The sequence below is a fragment of the Streptomyces sp. NPDC047072 genome (assembly GCF_040643855.1).
In the GTDB taxonomy this organism is placed as follows: Bacteria; Actinomycetota; Actinomycetes; order Streptomycetales; family Streptomycetaceae; genus Streptomyces.
Genome location: NZ_JBEYVC010000027.1, coordinates 1 through 16,477, shown reverse-complemented (window position 1 = coordinate 16,477; position 16,477 = coordinate 1). Strand labels below are relative to the sequence as shown.

The 16,477-nt window shown below is 71.8% G+C and carries 15 protein-coding genes and 1 pseudogene; 8 read left to right on the top strand and 8 right to left on the bottom strand.

Annotated elements, in window-relative coordinates; genetic code table 11:
* Positions 1 to 39: 39 nt before the first annotated feature.
* Genes ABZ896_RS14775 through ABZ896_RS14765 form a run of 3 tightly spaced genes read left to right on the top strand, consistent with a single transcriptional unit; the run spans position 40 to position 4,054 of the window.
* The gene (locus ABZ896_RS14775; protein WP_360927451.1) at positions 40 to 2,112 is read left to right on the top strand and encodes an MMPL family transporter; all 2,073 of its coding nucleotides are present in this window, start codon (positions 40 to 42) and stop codon (positions 2,110 to 2,112) included.
* A complete protein-coding gene (locus ABZ896_RS14770; RefSeq protein ID WP_360927448.1) occupies positions 2,109 to 3,392 on the top strand; it encodes a histidine kinase in 1,284 nt (427 codons plus the stop codon). The genes ABZ896_RS14775 and ABZ896_RS14770 overlap by 4 nt, the downstream gene beginning before the upstream one ends.
* On the top strand, positions 3,389 to 4,054 hold the full coding sequence (locus tag ABZ896_RS14765) for a response regulator transcription factor (protein WP_360927445.1): 666 nt from the start codon (positions 3,389 to 3,391) through the stop codon (positions 4,052 to 4,054). Before ABZ896_RS14770 ends, ABZ896_RS14765 begins: the two co-directional genes overlap by 4 nt.
* Before the next feature lie 10 nt (positions 4,055 to 4,064).
* On the opposite strand, the gene ABZ896_RS14760 is transcribed toward ABZ896_RS14765, so the two are convergent.
* From ABZ896_RS14760 to ABZ896_RS14750, 3 genes are all read right to left on the bottom strand, one after another.
* Complete coding sequence (locus ABZ896_RS14760) at positions 4,065 to 5,000, bottom strand: dihydrodipicolinate synthase family protein (protein WP_360927442.1); 936 nt, start codon at positions 4,998 to 5,000, stop codon at positions 4,065 to 4,067.
* Between the two features lie 84 nt (positions 5,001 to 5,084).
* Positions 5,085 to 6,053 carry a hypothetical protein gene (locus ABZ896_RS14755; RefSeq protein WP_360927439.1) on the bottom strand — a complete coding sequence of 323 codons (969 nt, stop codon included), beginning with the start codon at positions 6,051 to 6,053 and terminating at the stop codon, positions 5,085 to 5,087.
* Positions 6,050 to 6,577, bottom strand: a complete 528-nt coding sequence (locus tag ABZ896_RS14750) for a SigE family RNA polymerase sigma factor (protein WP_360927436.1) — start codon at positions 6,575 to 6,577, stop codon at positions 6,050 to 6,052. The genes ABZ896_RS14755 and ABZ896_RS14750 overlap by 4 nt, the downstream gene beginning before the upstream one ends.
* 81 nt (positions 6,578 to 6,658) lie before the next feature.
* Here ABZ896_RS14750 and ABZ896_RS14745 point away from each other — a divergent pair, with 81 nt between their 5' ends.
* On the top strand, positions 6,659 to 7,105 hold the full coding sequence (locus ABZ896_RS14745) for a protein-tyrosine phosphatase family protein (RefSeq protein ID WP_360927433.1): 447 nt from the start codon (positions 6,659 to 6,661) through the stop codon (positions 7,103 to 7,105).
* Positions 7,106 to 7,139: 34 nt separating this feature from the next.
* Here the strand turns inward: ABZ896_RS14745 and bla are convergent, their stop codons facing one another.
* Positions 7,140 to 7,988, bottom strand: coding sequence for a class A beta-lactamase (gene bla / locus ABZ896_RS14740; protein ID WP_360927430.1), 849 nt, complete (start codon positions 7,986 to 7,988; stop codon positions 7,140 to 7,142).
* Positions 7,989 to 8,163: 175 nt separating this feature from the next.
* Here bla and ABZ896_RS14735 point away from each other — a divergent pair, with 175 nt between their 5' ends.
* A complete protein-coding gene (locus tag ABZ896_RS14735) occupies positions 8,164 to 9,372 on the top strand; it encodes an abortive phage infection protein (protein WP_360927427.1) in 1,209 nt (402 codons plus the stop codon).
* Here the strand turns inward: ABZ896_RS14735 and ABZ896_RS14730 are convergent.
* Positions 9,360 to 10,844 carry an alpha/beta hydrolase gene (locus ABZ896_RS14730; RefSeq protein ID WP_360927424.1) on the bottom strand — a complete coding sequence of 495 codons (1,485 nt, stop codon included), beginning with the start codon at positions 10,842 to 10,844 and terminating at the stop codon, positions 9,360 to 9,362. The genes ABZ896_RS14735 and ABZ896_RS14730 overlap by 13 nt on opposite strands.
* 66 nt (positions 10,845 to 10,910) lie before the next feature.
* Entirely contained in the window at positions 10,911 to 11,336 is a 426-nt protein-coding gene (locus ABZ896_RS14725; RefSeq protein ID WP_360927421.1) for an SRPBCC family protein, read from the bottom strand.
* A gap of 119 nt (positions 11,337 to 11,455) precedes the next feature.
* On the opposite strand from ABZ896_RS14725, the gene ABZ896_RS14720 reads away from it, so the two are divergent.
* From ABZ896_RS14720 to ABZ896_RS14710, 3 genes are read left to right on the top strand one after another with little or no spacing between them, the layout of a single operon-like run.
* Positions 11,456 to 11,587: a hypothetical protein gene (locus tag ABZ896_RS14720; RefSeq protein WP_360927418.1), complete on the top strand. Its 132-nt coding sequence runs from the start codon at positions 11,456 to 11,458 to the stop codon at positions 11,585 to 11,587.
* Positions 11,584 to 12,333, top strand: a complete 750-nt coding sequence (gene recO, locus ABZ896_RS14715; protein WP_360927415.1) for a DNA repair protein RecO — start codon at positions 11,584 to 11,586, stop codon at positions 12,331 to 12,333. Before ABZ896_RS14720 ends, recO begins: the two co-directional genes overlap by 4 nt.
* 32 nt (positions 12,334 to 12,365) lie before the next feature.
* A complete protein-coding gene (locus tag ABZ896_RS14710) occupies positions 12,366 to 13,214 on the top strand; it encodes an isoprenyl transferase (RefSeq protein ID WP_360927412.1) in 849 nt (282 codons plus the stop codon).
* Positions 13,215 to 13,247: 33 nt separating this feature from the next.
* Here the strand turns inward: ABZ896_RS14710 and ABZ896_RS14705 are convergent, their stop codons facing one another.
* Both ABZ896_RS14705 and ABZ896_RS14700 read right to left on the bottom strand, forming a co-directional pair.
* Complete coding sequence (locus ABZ896_RS14705; protein ID WP_360927409.1) at positions 13,248 to 15,650, bottom strand: M4 family metallopeptidase; 2,403 nt, start codon at positions 15,648 to 15,650, stop codon at positions 13,248 to 13,250.
* Between the two features lie 208 nt (positions 15,651 to 15,858).
* Positions 15,859 to 16,477, bottom strand: a pseudogene (locus ABZ896_RS14700) (hypothetical protein); the annotation flags it as partial.

Sequence of the window (16,477 nt, the reverse complement as noted above, 5' to 3'; positions counted from 1 at the left end):
CGGGAGGCTGGGACCGGATCGGACAGTCGAGTGGAGGGGATGGGGGCCATGGGGACAGGTGTGCGGGGGCGGGGGGTGCCCTGGGTGGTGTTGGGGTTGTGGGTTGTGTTGTTGGCGGTGGCCTCGCCGTTCGCTTCCAGGCTTGCCGATGTGCAGCGGGACCGGCCGGTGGACTATCTGCCCGCCAGTGCCGACTCGACGCAGGTCGCGAAGGTGCAGGAGCGGTTGCCCGGGGGCGGGGCGACGCAGATGGTCGTCGTGTATCACCGGGATGGTGGGCTGAGCACCGGGGATCGGGCGACCGCGGCGAAGCAGGTCGCGCGGATCGCCGACGCGCACGCGCTCACCGCCGAGCCGAAGGGGGTTCCGTCCGCCGACGGGACCACGCTCATGTACCCGATCGCCAGTACCGAGCCGGGGACCGACGAGAAGGCCCGGGACCGGCTCGTCAATGACGTGCGGGGCATCGCCCACGAAGAGAACGGGCTCAGCGTGGACGTGGGCGGCGAGGGCGCGCTCGCCACCGATGCCGGCGAGGTCTACAACTCGCTCGGCGGGCCGTTGCTCTACACCACCGCCGCCGTGGTCGCGATCCTGCTGGTCGTCATCTACCGCAGCCCACTGCTGTGGCTCGTGCCGCTCGGTGTCGCCGGGATGTCGGAGTTCCTCGGACGGGCCGTCGCCTACGGGCTCCACCAGGGGTTCGGGACGTCCGTGACCGGCCAGAGCTCCGGGATCATGACCATCCTCGTGTTCGGCGCGGGCACGGACTACGCGCTGCTGCTCGTCTCCCGGTACCGGGAGGAGCTACGGCGGGTCGAGCGGCCGTACGACGCCATGCTCGCCGCCCTGCGCGGCTGCGGGCCCGCCGTGCTCGCCTCCTCCGGCACCGTGGCCGCCGCCCTGCTGTGTCTGCTCGCCGCCGACCTCAACAGCAGCCGCGGGATGGGCCCGCTCGGCATGGTCGGCATCCTGTGCGCGCTGGCCGCGATGATGACGCTGCTGCCCGCCGTGCTGGTGCTGCTCGGGCGCCGGGTCTTCTGGCCGCTGGTGCCCCGGTACGGCAGCACGCCCAAGGCCCGCCGGTCGCTGTTCGCGGCGATGGGCTCCTCCGCCGGACGGCGGCCGCTCACCGTGCTCGCCGGCGGTGCCGCCCTGCTCGGGGCGCTCGCGCTCGGCGTGCTCAACCTCCCCGGCACGCTCAAGCAGGAGGACTCCTTCACCACCAGGCCCGACGCGGTCACGGCCATGCGGACGCTCGCCGCGGCCTACCCCGAGCGAGGCACCCAGCCCGTCACCGTCATCACGCCCACCGACCGCGCCGCCGAGACCCTCGCGGAGGTCCGGGGCACCCGGGGAGTCGACAGCGCCCGGCAAGGCCGTAGCGGAGACGGCTGGACCGAGATCTCCGTCATCGCCGCGAACGCGCCCCAGTCCGCCGGGGAGACCGCGACCATCGAGCGGCTGCGGGACACACTCGACGGCTCCTACGTCGGCGGGCCCAGCGCCCAGCAGATCGACCTGAAGGACACCAACGCCCGGGACCGGATGGTCGTCGTGCCGATCGTGCTGGTCTCCGTGCTGCTGATCCTCGTTCTGCTGCTGCGGTCGCTGGTCGCGCCGCTGATCCTGGTGGCCGCCGTGGTCGCGGTGTGGGCCGCCGCCCTCGGGATCGGCGGGCTGGTCTTCGGGCCGGTGTTCGGGTTCGCGGGCACCGATCCGGGGCTCGGGCTGCTGTCCTTCGTGTTCCTGGTCGCCCTCGGTGTCGACTACGGCATCTTCCTGATGCACCGGATGCGTGAGGAGTCCCTCGCCGGTGCCGACGCCGTCCCGGCCGCGCTCACCGCGCTGCGCACCACCGGCGGGGTCATCGCCTCGGCGGGGCTGGTCCTCGCGGCCACCTTCGCGGTGCTCACCAACATGCCGCTGGTCCCGCTCGTCGAACTGGGCTTCGTCATCGCGGTCGGCGTGCTGCTCGACACGTTCCTGGTGCGGACCTATCTCGTGACCAGCGCGGCCGTCGCGCTGGGGCGGAAGGTGTGGTGGCCGGGGCCGCTGTCCCGGGCGCCACAACCTCGGGTACGGACCGAGCGCCAGGCGGAACGCGTGTGACGAGGTCACTTCTGGGCGCCCCTCCCTCCCGGAAGGGCGCCCTCCGCCCCGAGGATGAGGGCGTGCAGCCAACCACCGGACCCCGACTCGGCGAGCGGATCATGGCGGCGGTCAACCGCGACCCCCGGACCGCCCCGCACGGCACCCGCAACGACGCCCTGCTCGCCGTGGTGCTCGCGGCGGCCGCCGTGTGCGTCGGACTCTTCACCGACGAGGCCCGCCGCCCGGACGCCGTCGGCTGGACGCTGCTGCTCGCCGCGCACGTACCGATCGTGTGGCGGCGGCGCCGCCCGATGCCGGTACTGGCCGCGCTGGTGGCGCTGATCGTGCCGTACCACGCCCTCGACAACAACCACCTCGCCCCCACCCCGGTCGCCTACGTCGCCCTCTACACGGTCGCCGTCACCGGCCGTCCGCTGCGGACGATCCTGACCGGCGTCACCGTCGTCGGCCTCTCCACGAGCGTCATGCTCACCGTCAGCACCCACCAGGCCGTCGAACTGCTGCGGATCTCCGGCTGGATCATCGCCGTCCTGTTCTGCGGGATCGACGTCCGCTACTACCGCGAATACGTCAGAGCGATCGTCGAGCGCGCCGAGAAGGCCGAACGCACCCGCGAGGAGGAGGCCCGCCGCCGGGTCGCCGAGGAGCGCCTGCGCATCGCCCGCGACCTGCACGACCTCCTCGCGCACACCATCACCCTCATCGGCGTCCAGACCTCCGTCGCCGCGCACGTCCTGGCCGCCGACCCCGAGCGCCTCGACCGGGAGGCGGTCGCGGGGGCCCTCGACGACATCGCCGAGACCTGCCGCACCGCGCGCGGCGAACTCCGTACGACGCTGGAGGTGCTGCGCGAGCACGGCACCCCGGACGCCCGCGGACCGCTGCCCGGCCTCGACGGACTGCCCGACCTGGTGGCCGCCGCCCGGCTCGCGGGCGCCCGCGTCGACCAGGACCTGCGCGTGCGCACCGACCCGCCGCCGGCCGTCGGCGCCGCCGCCTACCGCATCGTCCAGGAGGCGCTCACCAACGCGGTACGGCACGCGGGGCCCGAACCCGCCGTACGTCTGCGGCTGTACGACGAACCCGGCGCCCTGCGCGTGTCGGTGACCGACGACGGCACCGGGCCCACACCCGGCGGCACCCCCGGATTCGGGCTGGTCGGCATGCGGGAGCGGGCCCGCAGCGTGGGTGGCACACTCGACGCCGGACCACGGCCGGACGGCGGCTTCGAGGTGACGGCAGCGCTGCCGCTCACGCTGGGGGAGGGAACCGTATGACCATCCGCGTGCTGCTCGCCGACGACCAGACGCTGGTGCGGGCCGCGTTCGCCATGCTCGTCGAGTCGGCGCAGGACATGGTGGTCGTCGGGGAGGCGGGCAGCGGACGGGAGGCCGTGGGGGCGGCCCGTGAAGTGCGGCCCGACCTCGTGGTGATGGACATCCGCATGCCCGACCTCGACGGCATCGAGGCGACCCGGCTGATCGCCGGGGACGCGGCGCTCGCCGGGGTCCGGGTGCTCGTCCTGACCACCTACGACACCGACGAGAACATCGTGGAGGCGTTGCGGGCGGGGGCGTCCGGGTTCCTGGTGAAGGACACCCGGCCGGCCGAACTCCTCGACGCCATCCGGACGGTGGCCGCCGGGGAGGCCCTGCTGTCGCCGGGGCCGACTGCCCGGTTGATCGAGCGGTTCCTGCGCAGCCCGTCCGTGCCGGTGAGCGCGGTCGGGCCGGAGTGCCTGTCCGAACGGGAGCGCGAGGTGCTCACCCTGGTCGCGCGGGGGCTCAACAACACCGAGGTGGGTGAGGCGTTGGGGCTGAGTCCGCTCACCGCGAAGACCCACGTCAGCCGGATCATGGGGAAGCTGGGGGCGCGGGACCGGGCTCAACTGGTCATCGTGGCCTATGAGTCGGGGATGGTGACGCCGGGGGCGGGGTGAAGAGCGGGGTCTAGAGCAGCCCAGCCGCCGCGAGGAACTTCCCCACCCGCTCCGTCTCCCGCTCCGACAGCGGTACTTGGGGCTCCGCCGTCGCCGGGCAGTCGATCACGCCCCGCAGATGCAGGGCCGCCTTGAAGGCGCCGAGGGCTGAGGACGAGGGGCCCATGCGGGCCGGGTCGCCGACGCCCACCAGGCCGAACAGGGCGCACAGACGCTCCTGTTCGGCGCGGGCCGCTTCCAGGTCCCCGGCGCGGAACAGGCGGTCGAGACGGACGTATCCGGCCGGGTCGACGTTGGCGAGGCCGGGGACCGCCCCGTCCGCGCCGAGCGCGAGCGCGGAGTCGACGACGAGTTCCGAACCGGTCAGCACGCTGAAGCCGGTGATGTCGGAGCGGTCGCGGCGGCCCGTGACGACCTCGCGGAAGGCCGCCAGGTCACCGCTGGAGTCCTTCAGCCCGGCGAGCACGCCCTCGGCGGCCAGGTCGAGCACGACGTCCGAGGGCAGCTTGGTGTGCACGGCGGCCGGGATGTCGTACGCGACGACCGGCATCGGCGAGGCGGCCGCGACCAGCCGGAAGTGGCGGGCGATCTCGGCGGGGTGGGTGCGCGTGTAGAAGGGCGCGGTCACCACCACGGCGTCCGCGCCCGCCGCCGACACCGCGGCCACATGGTCCAGGACGCGCGGCGCGGTCATGTCGATCGCCCCTGCCAGGACCGGGAGTTGGCCCCCGACATGGGCGGTCACCGTCCGCACCACCAGAGCGCGCTGCGCGTCGCGCAGATACGCCGCCTCCGACGACGACCCCAGCACGAACAGCGCGTCCACTCCACCCTGGACGAGGTGGTCGACCAGCCTGAGCAGGGAGGGGACGTCCACCTCGCGGTCCGGTGTCAGCGGCGTGCAGACGGGCGGGACGACACCGGTGAGCGGGGCGGGGAAGGTCATCGGGGCTCCGTGGAGTGGTTCGAGCGGGGCGGCCGGGGGCGCCGACCCCTGTACGGCGCCCCCATCCTCCTCGCTCGTACCGCTCTACGGCAGGGTTTGTTCGTACGACTTGTCCGTTGCCGAGTCGTAGAGGAGCTTGCCGTCCGCGTCGTAGCCCTTGATGTGGGGGGACGCCGTGACCTGCTGGTTCAGCGTTGCCGAGGCGACGAACCAGCCGTGGTCCAGGACCGCCTCGGCGGTGGAGCCGCCGTAGGAGACGGTCACCTTCGCGACCGAGGGCTCGACCGTGCCGATGACACCCCAGCGGAACGGCAGTTTCCAGTTGCCCTTGTCGATGAAGGACTGCTGGTAGAGCTTGCCGCCGTTGATGTCGGCCAGCACCGGCGGGGCGTCCGGGATGTCGTCGTTGCCGACGCTGCTGCCCACGCTCGCCGCCTCGCCGTCCACGACCCGGCAGAGCAGCCGGGTCTGCTTCGGCTGCTCCTTCACTGCGACCACCCATATGCCGTCGCCGGTCGCGTTCGAGTCACCGGTGCTGTGCATCGCCAGGATGATCCGGTACTCGTCGGCGTCGCCCAGGTCGGGCGGGGTCCAGGCGGGGGTGGGCGAGCCGGTGCCGGCGGTCACCGCGGTGGCGTTCGCCCGGCTCGCCTGCGTCTCCTGGTCGTAGGCGATGCACTTGGCGAGACCGTCCGCGGCCTGCTCCAGCGTGATCCCGTCGAGGAGCTGCCGCTGCGGCGAGACGGGTCCGACGGGACCGCTGGGCGTGGGGGAGGGCTTTGGTGTGGCCGCCTGGGTGGCGCTCGCCGACGCGCCGAGCGTCGCCGCCGTGTCCGCCGTCGCCGCGCCGCCGCCGGTCAGCGCGAACGCGCCCACCGGTACCGCGGCCAGCGTCACCAGGGCCGCGCCGGCCACCGCCACCCGCCGGCGCCGCTCGATCACGCCCTGCCGCCGGATCGCCGGGTACGGCACCGGCGAGGGCCGGATCGTGTACGCGTCGTCCGCGAGCAGCTCCCGCAGTTGCTCCTCGAACTCCCGCTCCGTCTCACTCATTTCGTGCCTCCCTGCGGGGCGTGGTCCATGACCTGCCCGAGCCCCGGATACGAACGCAACTTCGCCAGCCCCTTGGACGCCTGGCTCTTGACCGTGCCCTGCGAGCAGCCGAGCGTCTCGGCGACCTCCGCCTCCGACAGGTCCTCCCAGTAGCGCATGACCACCACCGCCCGTTGCCTGGGCGGCAGTCGGGCCAGCGCCTTCAGCAGGACCCGCCGCTCGTCGACCCGGGCGACCCCCTCGTCGCTGACCGCCGACTCCGGCGGTACGTCGGTCAGCGCCTCCCGCACGCGCCGCTTGCGGAAGCGGTCGCTGTTGCAGGTGACGAGCATCCGCCGGACGTACGCCTCCGGACTGTCGCTGGCCGCCACGCGCCGCCAGGAGCGGTACGCCTTCGCCAGCGCCGTCTGCGTCAGATCCTCGGCGTGATGGGCGTCGCCGGTGAGCAGATACGCGGTGCGCACGAGGTGCGACCATCTCGCTCTGACGAATTCCTGGAACCGATCCTCTAGTTCGGCCTGCATCAAGCACCCTCCCTCGCCCTCCAGACCACCGGGACGCGGGAATCGGTTGCCCGGGCTTCGGCGGGGAGTTCGAATGGGCCCATGGTGACCGGAGAGCGCTGGGACGAACAGGACGAAGGGGTACTCCGACTGCCGTCGGGACGCCTGGTGCGGGGGCGGGGCCTGCGGCGGCCGCTGGACGCGGGGGCGCCTGTTCCGTCGTACGGCGTCTACCTGCTCGGCCACCGCCCTCCGGAGTTCCCCTGGACCTCCCGCTGGCTCTCCTGGCCGGACTTCCGCCTCCCGAAGGACCGCGCGGAGGCGCGGGAGACCCTGCGGGAGGCGTGGGAGCGGGCGGCGGAGGAGCGCGTGGAGATCGCCTGCGGGGGAGGCCGGGGCCGCACGGGGACGGCACTGGCGTGTCTGGCGGTCCTGGACGGCGTACCGCCGGGGGAGGCGGTGGCGTATGTGCGGGAACGCTATGACCGGCGTGCGGTGGAGACCCCGTGGCAGCACAGATACGTCCGGCGGTTCGGAGAGCGTCTTTAGGGGCGCCGGGTTGTACCCATGCGGTACTTCGCCGTCAGCCGAGGGTGTCCGCGAGGAGTGCTGCCGTCTCGGCGATCAGGGCGTCGATCCGTACGGCGTCCGGGTCCGGCCGGGTCGACAGGATCGACAGGACGATCGGGGCGCCCTCCTCGGTCCAGGCGATGCCCACGTTGTTGTTGGTGCCGTAGGAACCGCCGCCCGTCTTGTCGGCGACCGTCCACGTGCTCGGCAGACCGGCCCGAAGGCGTGTCCCGCTGGTCGTGTTGGTGAGCAGCCAGTGCGTGAGCAGCTCCCGGTCCCGGCGGTTCAGCGCGTCGCCGAGGACCAGCCGGCCGTAGGTGCGGCCGATCGCGCGCGGGGTCGTGGTGTCCGTGATCCGGTCCGGTTCGGCCGAGTTGAGCTCGGGCTCCCAGCGGTCGAGGCGGGTGACCGGGTCACCGAGGGAGCGGCAGAAGCGGGTGATCGCGGTGGGACCGCCCAGCTCGCGCAGCAGGAGGTTGCCGGCCGCGTTGTCGCTGAACGTGATGGCCACGTCGGCGAGTTCGGCGACGGTCATGCCCTCGGCGAGGTGCGCCTTCGTCTGGTCCGAGCCCGGCTCCACCAGGTCGTCGGCGGTGTAGTGGATCCGGCGCGACAGCACCTCGCCGTGCCGGTCCAGATCGCGCAGGACGGCCGCGGCGGCCAGGGTCTTGAACAGGGAGCACATCGGGAACAGTTCGTCGGCGCGGTGGGTCACCGAGCGCTTCGTGGCGAGGTTGTGCGCGAACACGCCCAGACGGGCGCCGTGTTGTTCCTCCAGCTCGCGAAATCGGTTGCCGGTGGCGGCCCTTGCGGTGGCGGCCTGTGCGGTGGCGGCCCGTGCGGTGGGGATGCTCGTCACCAAGGCCGTGGCGGTACCGGCGGCGAGGAGCTTACGTCGGGTGAAGATCCCGCTCTCCTTTGTTCGGTGGACGGAAACGATCTCTTCAGTGACCGACGCCGGACGTCGTTCCTTGGTTGCGGAGCCGTCGACCATCGGCGGACGGACAGCGCGCCCGGCGCCCGGCACAGTGACCGGCATGGAGAATAAAACGGGGATCAACCGGGCGCGGTTCCTGGCGGGGACGGCGGCCGTGGGAGCGGCGGCGCTGCTGCCGGCGGGGCGGGCCGAGGCGGTCGTACGCCCCACGGAACCGGCCCGTCCGAAGCCGGCCGAGGCGGCCGTACGACCATCAGGACCGACCCGTCACGAGCGGGCGCGGGGCCGGCGTGGGCGCGGTCTCACCCGGCACGGTGTCGTCTACACCGTTGGCGCCGGCGAGACGCCCGGCACCGCCTGGAGCACCGCGCGCATGCGGGCCGACGTCCGGGCGATCCGGGACGAGCTGCACGCCGACACCCTCGACGTCACCGGTGACGGTGTCGAGCGGCTCACCGCGACCGCCGCCGAGGCCGCCGAACGCGGGCTGCACGTCTGGCTCCAGCCGACCCTCGGGGACGTCCCGGAGCGGGACATCCTCGAACACCTGGCGGAGACCGGCCGGTTCGCGGAGCGGCTGCGTCGGCAGGGCGCGAGCGTGGAGTTCAGCGTGGGCTGCGAGTTCTGGCTGTTCGTACCGGGCATCGTGCCGGGCGCCGACGTCTTCGAGCGCATCGAGAACCTCCAGAAGGGCACCGTCGACCCGGTGAGGATGCAGCGCCGCCTGGACCGCTTCACCGCGAAGGCGGCCGCGGTCGGACGCTCGGTCTTCCACGGCCGCCTGAGCTACGCGGCCGCCCAGGACGACGAGGTCGACTGGCGCCTCTTCGACGTGGTCGGCATCGACTACTACTCGTACCACCGCGAACCAGCCTCCTACGTACGGGAGTTGCGGAAGTACCTGCGCTGGGGCAAGCCCCTCGCCATCACCGAGTTCGGCACCTGCACATACGCCGGCGCGCCCGAGGCGGGCGGCATGGGCTGGGACGCGGTCGACCACACGAAGAACCCGCCGGAGATCAAGGGCGGCCTCAGGCGCAGCGAACACACCCAGGCCGCCTACCTCACCGACCTCCTCGACGTCTTCACCTCCCTGGACCTCTACGCGGCGATGGTCTTCGAGTTCGTCACCCCGGACGCCCCGCACCGCCCCGACGACCCCCTGCACGACCTCGACATGGCGAGCTACAGCATCACCAAGGCGGTCAAGAACCGCCCGAACGACCCGAGTTCGACCTGGCACTGGGAACCGAAGGAGGCGTTCCGGGCGGTGGCGGGGCGGTACCGCGGGTGCGCTCAGCGGCAGTAGAGGTCCTTCCCGGGCCGCTCGCCCGTGGCCAGGAAGCGGGACACCGTCCGGTCGCCGCAGGGGGTGCCGTTGTCGAGATAGGCGTCGTGGCCGGTGGAGTTGTTGGTCACCATGACGGCGCGGCGGCCGAGCGCCTCGCGGAGTTTCAGGGCGCCGCTGAGCGGGGTGGCGACGTCGCGTTCGTTCTGGACGAGGAGGATGTTCGACGGGCCGTGGTCGGTGACCTGGAGCGGGGGCTCCTGCGGTGCGTGGGGCCAGGCGGCGCACGCCATGGCACCGCGCGGCATGCCCGCCGTCAGGGGGTACTTGACCCGGCTCGCGGCCACGTCCTTCTCGTACGCCGTCGCCTCGCCCGGCCAGTCGACGTCGTTGCAGATGGTGGCCGCGCCGACCGCGGTGACGTTCTGCAGGACCTCCTCCGGCGGGGCCGCCGGAGCGGGCGGGACCTCTCCCTTCCGCGCGGCGAGGATCAGCCGGGCCAGGGCCGGGTAGTCGTCGGGGTCGTAGAAGGAGTCGAGCATCGTCTGGCGCAGGACGTTGCCGTTCAGCTCCGCCGGGTTGGCGCCGGGCCAGGGGATCGGCTCGCGGTCGAGGCGGGCCGCGAGGTCCAGGAACTGGGGGCGCACCTCGGCGGCCGTCCGCGCGAGGCGCAGCGGGTTGCCGGGCGCGGCGGCCCACGCGGCGAACTCCGGGAAGTTGTCCTCGACGCCCACCTCGAAGGCGGCCAGCCAGGCGCGCTCCGCCAGCACCGGGTCGGGGCGGTCGCTGCTGTCCAGCACGAAGCGGTCCGTGCGCCGCGGGAACAACTCGGCGTAGGCGGCGCCGACATACGTGCCGTACGACACTCCCCAGGCGGACACCTTCCGCTCGCCGAGGGCGGCCCGGACGCGGTCCAGGTCGCGGGCCTCGTTGAGGGTGCTGATGTGCCGGATCAGCTCGCCGCCGTTGCGGGCGCAGGCCTCGGACACGCGCCGGGCGGTGGCGAGGTTCGCGTCGACGGAGCCGTCCGCGGCGGGCCAGGGCAGCAGGGCCGTCCGGGCCAGGTCGCGGTGTTCGAGTCCGCAGTCCACCGCGGTCGAGGGGGCCATCCCGCGCGGGGCGAAGCCGACGAGGTCGTAGGCGTCGCGGACCTCCTGCGGGAGTCTTCGGCCCTTGCCGGACGGGTCGCCGAGGCTGTCACCGCCCGGTCCGCCCGGGATCAGCAGCAGGGCGCCCCGGCGGGCCGCCGCGTTCTCGCTCGGGATCCGGGAGATCGCGATGTCGATGCTCGGGCCCTCCGGGTCGGCGTAGTCCATCGGTACGGAGACGGTCGCGCACCGCTGGCGCGGATCGAGGCCGTCGCCCTCGCACGCGGTCCATTTCAGCGGCGCCGAGGTGCTGTCGGTCGCGGACGCGGAGAGGGGGGTCAGGACCCCGAAGACGACACCGGAAGCGGCGGCGATCAGGGCGAGGCTTTTCGTCATCTGCTTCATGCGGACGAGCCTCGCGGATCGCGCGCCGCCGCCCCATCCGGTCAACTGCCTTGTTCGGCGGGGGGTTTACCCCCGCCCCATGGTCTCCGCGAGTTTCTGGAACTCGCCGAGGTCGTAGTTGGCGAGGGTCGAGTCGAGGTTGGTCAGGGCGCCGAGGTGCTCGACGAAGCCCTTCGGGTCGTACTCGATCTGGAGCGTCACACGGCTCGACGTGTCGCCGAGCCGGTGGAAGGTGACCACGCCCGCGTGGTGGACGCCCTCCACGGTGTGCCAGGCGATGCGGTCCCGCGGGACGACCTCGTCCAGCTCGGCGACGAAGTTCTTGTCGGCGCCCGGGAGTTGGAGCTGCCAGGCGAAGCGGCGCCCGTCCAGCCGCTCCACCAGGCGCACATGGCTGAGAAAGGCCGGCCAGCGGGTGACATCGCTCCACAGGGCCCAGGCGACGTCGACGGGTGCCTCGATGTCGACCGTCTCCACGAGGGACGCGGACATGCTCTACCTCTCCTCCGATCGGCCGGGGAACCGCCCCGACGGCTGCTGTCCGAAGCGGATACCCCCGCCGGAAGGGCACACACGGCTCACCACGTCCCGGCGTGCGCGAGAATGGGCTCATGAGCCTGTTCCGTGACGACGGCATCGTCCTGCGCACCCAGAAGCTGGGTGAGGCGGACAGGATCATGCTGTCGTCCCCCGGGGGACAACCCCCGGACCCCCGGCCGGAGCCCGAGCGGGGTGCACGATGAGCCTCTTCCGGGACGACGGCATCGTCCTCAGGACCCAGAAACTCGGCGAGGCGGACAGGATCATCACGCTGCTCACGCGCGGGCACGGACGGGTGCGGGCCGTGGCGCGGGGGGTGCGGCGGACCAAGTCGAAGTTCGGGGCCCGGCTGGAGCCGTTCTCCCATGTGGACGTGCAGTTCTTCGCGCGGGGGAGCGAGCTGATCGGGCGCGGGCTGCCGCTGTGCACGCAGAGTGAGACCATCGCGCCGTACGGTGGCGGGATCGTCTCCGACTACGCGCGGTACACCGCCGGGACGGCCATGCTGGAGACCGCCGAGCGGTTCACCGACCACGAGGGCGAGCCCGCCGTACAGCAGTACCTGCTGCTGGTCGGGGCCCTCAGGACCCTCGCCCGCGGTGAGCACGCCCCCCACCTCGTCCTCGACGCCTTCCTGCTGCGCTCCCTCGCCGTCAACGGCTACGCCCCGAGCTTCAGCGACTGCGCGAAATGCGGCATGACCGGCCCGAACCGCTTCTTCTCCGTCGGCTCCGGCGGCTCCGTCTGCGTCGACTGCCGGGTGCCCGGCAGCGTCGTACCCTCGCCGCAGACCCTGGAACTCCTCGCCGCGCTGCTTACGGGAGACTGGGAGACCGCGGACGCGAGCGAGCCGCGGCATGTCCGGGAGGGCAGCGGGCTGGTGTCGGCCTATCTCCACTGGCATCTGGAGCGTGGGCTGCGCTCCCTGCGGTACGTGGAAAAACAGTAGAGAAACAACCGTAAGAGGAGACGAGAACCATCATGGTCGTACGCGGGATCCTGGGGCGTCAGCGCCGTGAGTACCGGGCGCCGGAGCCGCACCCGTCCGGCGCCCGCGCGCCGAAGCTCCCGGGCGAGCTGATCCCCGAGCACGTGGCGATCGTCATGGACGGCAACGGCCGCTGGGCGAAGGAGCGCGGGCTGCCGCGCACCGAGGGCCACAAGGTCGGCGCCGAGCGGGTCCTCGACGTGATCCAGGGCGCGATCGAGCTGGGTGTGCGCAACGTCTCCATCTACGCCTTCTCCACCGAGAACTGGCGGCGCTCGCCCGAGGAGGTGCGCTTCCTCATGGGCTTCAACCGCGACTTCATCCGCAAGACCCGCGAGGAGCTCGTCGAGCTCGGGGTGCGGGTGCGCTGGGTGGGCCGGATGCCCAAGCTGTGGAAGTCGGTCGTCAAGGAGCTCCAGGTCGCCGAGGAGCGGACCAAGGACAACGACCTGCTGACCCTGTACTTCTGCATGAACTACGGCGGCCGTGCCGAGATCGCCGACGCGGCGCAGGCCCTCGCCGAGGACGTCAAGGCGGGCCGCCTCGACCCGTCCAAGGTCACCGAGAAGACCTTCCAGAAGTACCTGTACTACCCGGACATGCCTGACGTGGACCTGTTCCTGCGGCCCAGCGGCGAGCAGCGCACCTCCAACTACCTGCTCTGGCAGAGCGCGTACGCCGAGATGGTCTTCCAGGACGTCCTGTGGCCGGACTTCGACCGCCGTGACCTGTGGCGGGCCTGCGTCGAGTTCGCCTCCCGCGACCGCCGCTTCGGCGGGGCGGTCCCCAACGAGGAGCTGCTCGCGATGGAGGAAGCGATGAAGGGCGAGCCGGAGGACTGACCTCCGACCCGCCCCGCACCGCCTACGAAGGACTCAGCCGGTCGTCACCGCCGTGTCGTCGATCACGAAGCTGGTCTGGAGCGAGGAGTCCTCGACGCCGCTGAACTTCAGGGCGACGGTCTGACCGGCGAAGGCCGACAGACTGAAGGACTTCTGGACGTAACCGCTGGCCGCGTTGAGGTTCGAGTACGTGGCCAGGGTCGTCGACCCGGCGGTGACCGTCAGCTTGTCGTACTGCGTGCTGGTGGTGGTCTCGGCCGTGTCGATGTGGATGTAGAAGGTGAACGTCGTCCCGGTGCAGCCGCTCGGGATCGTCACCGACTGCGAGAGCGTGTCGGTGTGGGTGGAGCCGTAGCCGTCCAGCCACGCCTTGTACGAACCGGTGCGGGCGGCCTGGCTGCTGGAGCTGGTGATCACCCCGCTGGTCGCGGTCCAGGTGGTGTTCCCGGACTCGAAGCCCGCGTTGCCCAGCAGCTGCGTCGAGGTGCAACTACCGCCACCGCCGGACGAGTTGACCGTCCAGGTGAAGGACGCCGTGCCCGTCGCCCCCGTGCTGTCCGTCACCGTGACCGTGGTGCTGTAGGTCCCGGCCGTGGTCGGGGTGCCGGTGATCGCGCCGGTCGAGCTGCTGATCGACAGGCCGGTGGGCAGACCGGTGGCCGCGTAGGTCAGCGAACCGCTGTTGGTCGAACTCGCGCTGATCTGGAGGCTTACGGCCGTCCCGACCGTCGAGGTCTGGCTGCCCGGGTTGGTCACCGTCACGCCGGTCGTCGGCACGGTGATGTGGCTGCCGACGTTGATGCCCGCGAAGGCGTTGCCGACCCCGGCGTACTGCGTGGAGCTGGTGCCGTACAGGGCCGCGGCCGCGTTCAGCGCGGCGGTGCGGGCGCCGGCGTAGTTGGTGCTGGACGTCATGTACGTCGTCAGCGCCTTGTACCAGATCTGCAGGGCGGCGGCCCGGCCGATCCCGGCGACGGCGACGCCGTCCGAGGTCGGGCTGTTGTAGGTGACGCCGTTGATGGTCTTGGAGCCGCTGCCCTCGGACAGCAGGTAGAACATGTGGTTCGCGGGACCGGACGAGTAGTGCACGTCGAGGTTGCCGACGCCCGAGTACCAACTGTCCGCCGACGAGCCGTCCTTGTCGGGCTCGTCCATGTAACGCAGCGGCGTGCCGTCGCCGTTGATGTCGATCTTCTCGCCGATGAGGTAGTCGCCGACGTCGGTGGAGTTCGCGGCGTAGAACTCCACGCCGGTGCCGAAGATATCGGAGGTCGCCTCGTTCAACCCGCCTGATTCACCGGTGTAGTTGAGGCCCGCCGTGTTGGAGGTGACGCCGTGGCTCATCTCGTGCCCGGCCACGTCCAGCGAGGTCAGCGCGTGCGTGCCGCCCGAGCCGTCGCCGTAGGTCATGCAGAAGCAGTCGTCGTCCCAGAAGGCGTTGACGTACGCCGAGCTGTAGTGGACCCGGGAGTAGGCGGCCACCCCGTCGTTCTTGATGCCGCTGCGCCCGAAGGTGTTCTTGTAGAAGTCCCAGGTGACCTGCGCGCCGTAGTGCGCGTCGACGCCGGCGGTCTGGGTGTTGGAGCCGGAGCCCGTCCCCCAGGTGTCGTCGCTGTCGGTCATCAGCGTGCCGGTGCCCGACGTGCCGTTGTTGAGGCTGTACGTCTTGTGGCCGCCGCGCGTGGTGTCGTACAGCTGGTACGTCGAGCCGGACAGCGTGGTCCCGATGGTGACCGTACCGCTGTACTGGCTGTTGCCGGTGCCGGTCTCGATGCCCTCGAAGCGGGAGAGCTCGGCGCCGGTGGTGGCGTCGGTGATCACGTGCAGCTTGCTGGGCGTCCCGTCGTCCTGGAAGCCGGTGACGACCGTCTCCCAGGCCAGCTTCGGGGTGCCCTCGCCGGCCCAGATCACCTTGCGGGCGCTCTCCGCGGCCGGGTCCGTCGCGTCGAGGGCCTTGGCGGTCTTCAGCGCCTTCGTCTCGGCGGACGCCTTGCCGTACGTGGCGGTCGTCGACTTGACCGAGACGGTACGGCGGTTGTTGTTGAAGGTCGCGCCGAGCGTGCCCGTCGCCTGTGCGGCCGGGGCCGTGTGCACGACCAGGTCGCCGCCGAGGACGGGCAGGCCGTCGTAGGTGCGCTCGTAGCGGGTGTGCAGGGTGCCGTCGTTGTCCTTGACGACGTCCTTGACGACCAGCTTCTCCTTGGCGCCGAGACCGAGGGACTTCGCGGTCGCCCCGGTCCTGCCCGACGCGCTCTGGATGAGCGCGGTGCGCTGGGCCGGGGAGAGCTTCGCCTCCAGTCCGCCGGCGCGCAGCGGGCTGGGGTGGGGGGAGGCGGGCCCGGCGGCGGCGGGGACCGTCTGGATACCTACGGCGAGCAGGGACGCGGCGGCCACGAGGGACGCGGCGACGGCAGATCTTCGTGGGGAGGGGCTCACTCGTACTCCTACTGCGACGACGGGGTGGAGGTGCCGTGCGGGAACTGCGGAGAGCTGGAGGGAGAGTGGCACGGTTGTCCGGGTCATGTCATGCAGGGGTGGGCGAGTCAAGGGTTAACCCTCGACGAACCTGTGAGCGTGCCATGAGACGGCGGGGCCTCCTGGCGCACTGGCCAGGAGACCCCGCCGATCGTGCTGCTGGTGCCGGTCAGAACATCGACGACAGACCGCTGGTGATCGAGGAGACCAGCTCCTTGCCCTCCTGCGCGACCTGCTTCACCACAGGGGCCACCCGCTTGGCGACCGGCGTGATCCACCGGGACTGGCCGTAGGTGACCAGGCTCAGCGCGGTACCGGCCGCGGACCACAGGAACTCGCTGCTGGTGAAGCCGTATTCGATGCCGGTGAACAGGGTGCCCAGCGCGCCGGCTCCCATGGCGATGCCACCGAAGATCGCCGCGGCCGGGACACCCACGACGGCGAAGGGGGGAAAGACGAGGCTCGCGAACCCGAGACCGGCGGAGATCAACCCGGCGCCCACGCTGACGTAGTTGAAGGCGTCGGCCCACCATCCGGCGTCCGAGTACCACTCGTCGTTGTCCTCGCCGCTGCCGTTCTGGTTGACGTCGTCATTGGTCTCGTTGTCGGCCGGGTTGCTGCCGTTGTTCCGGTCCTCCTGCGCCTTCTCCGCGGCCTCCCGGGCCTTCTCGCGGGCCTCCGCCGCGCTCTTCTGGACGACGATGGCGCGCGCCTCGTTCGCCGCCGCGGCCGCCGCGCGCGCGTCCGCGCCCGCCGCGAGCGCGGACGCGCGGGCGCTCGTCGCGGAC

Excerpts from the sequence above, each read along its gene's own strand:
- ABZ896_RS14775 (WP_360927451.1), top strand. The coding sequence starts at position 40 with ATGGGGGCCATGGGGACAGGTGTGCGGGGGCGGGGGGTGCCCTGGGTG.
- ABZ896_RS14765 (WP_360927445.1), top strand. The coding sequence starts at position 3,389 with ATGACCATCCGCGTGCTGCTCGCCGACGACCAGACGCTGGTGCGGGCC.
- ABZ896_RS14760 (WP_360927442.1), bottom strand. The coding sequence starts at position 5,000 with ATGACCTTCCCCGCCCCGCTCACCGGTGTCGTCCCGCCCGTCTGCACG.
- ABZ896_RS14755 (WP_360927439.1), bottom strand. The coding sequence starts at position 6,053 with ATGAGTGAGACGGAGCGGGAGTTCGAGGAGCAACTGCGGGAGCTGCTC.
- ABZ896_RS14750 (WP_360927436.1), bottom strand. The coding sequence starts at position 6,577 with ATGCAGGCCGAACTAGAGGATCGGTTCCAGGAATTCGTCAGAGCGAGA.
- ABZ896_RS14745 (WP_360927433.1), top strand. The coding sequence starts at position 6,659 with ATGGTGACCGGAGAGCGCTGGGACGAACAGGACGAAGGGGTACTCCGA.
- ABZ896_RS14735 (WP_360927427.1), top strand. The coding sequence starts at position 8,164 with ATGGAGAATAAAACGGGGATCAACCGGGCGCGGTTCCTGGCGGGGACG.
- ABZ896_RS14730 (WP_360927424.1), bottom strand. The coding sequence starts at position 10,844 with ATGAAGCAGATGACGAAAAGCCTCGCCCTGATCGCCGCCGCTTCCGGT.
- ABZ896_RS14725 (WP_360927421.1), bottom strand. The coding sequence starts at position 11,336 with ATGTCCGCGTCCCTCGTGGAGACGGTCGACATCGAGGCACCCGTCGAC.
- ABZ896_RS14720 (WP_360927418.1), top strand. The coding sequence starts at position 11,456 with ATGAGCCTGTTCCGTGACGACGGCATCGTCCTGCGCACCCAGAAGCTG.
- recO (WP_360927415.1), top strand. The coding sequence starts at position 11,584 with ATGAGCCTCTTCCGGGACGACGGCATCGTCCTCAGGACCCAGAAACTC.
- ABZ896_RS14710 (WP_360927412.1), top strand. The coding sequence starts at position 12,366 with ATGGTCGTACGCGGGATCCTGGGGCGTCAGCGCCGTGAGTACCGGGCG.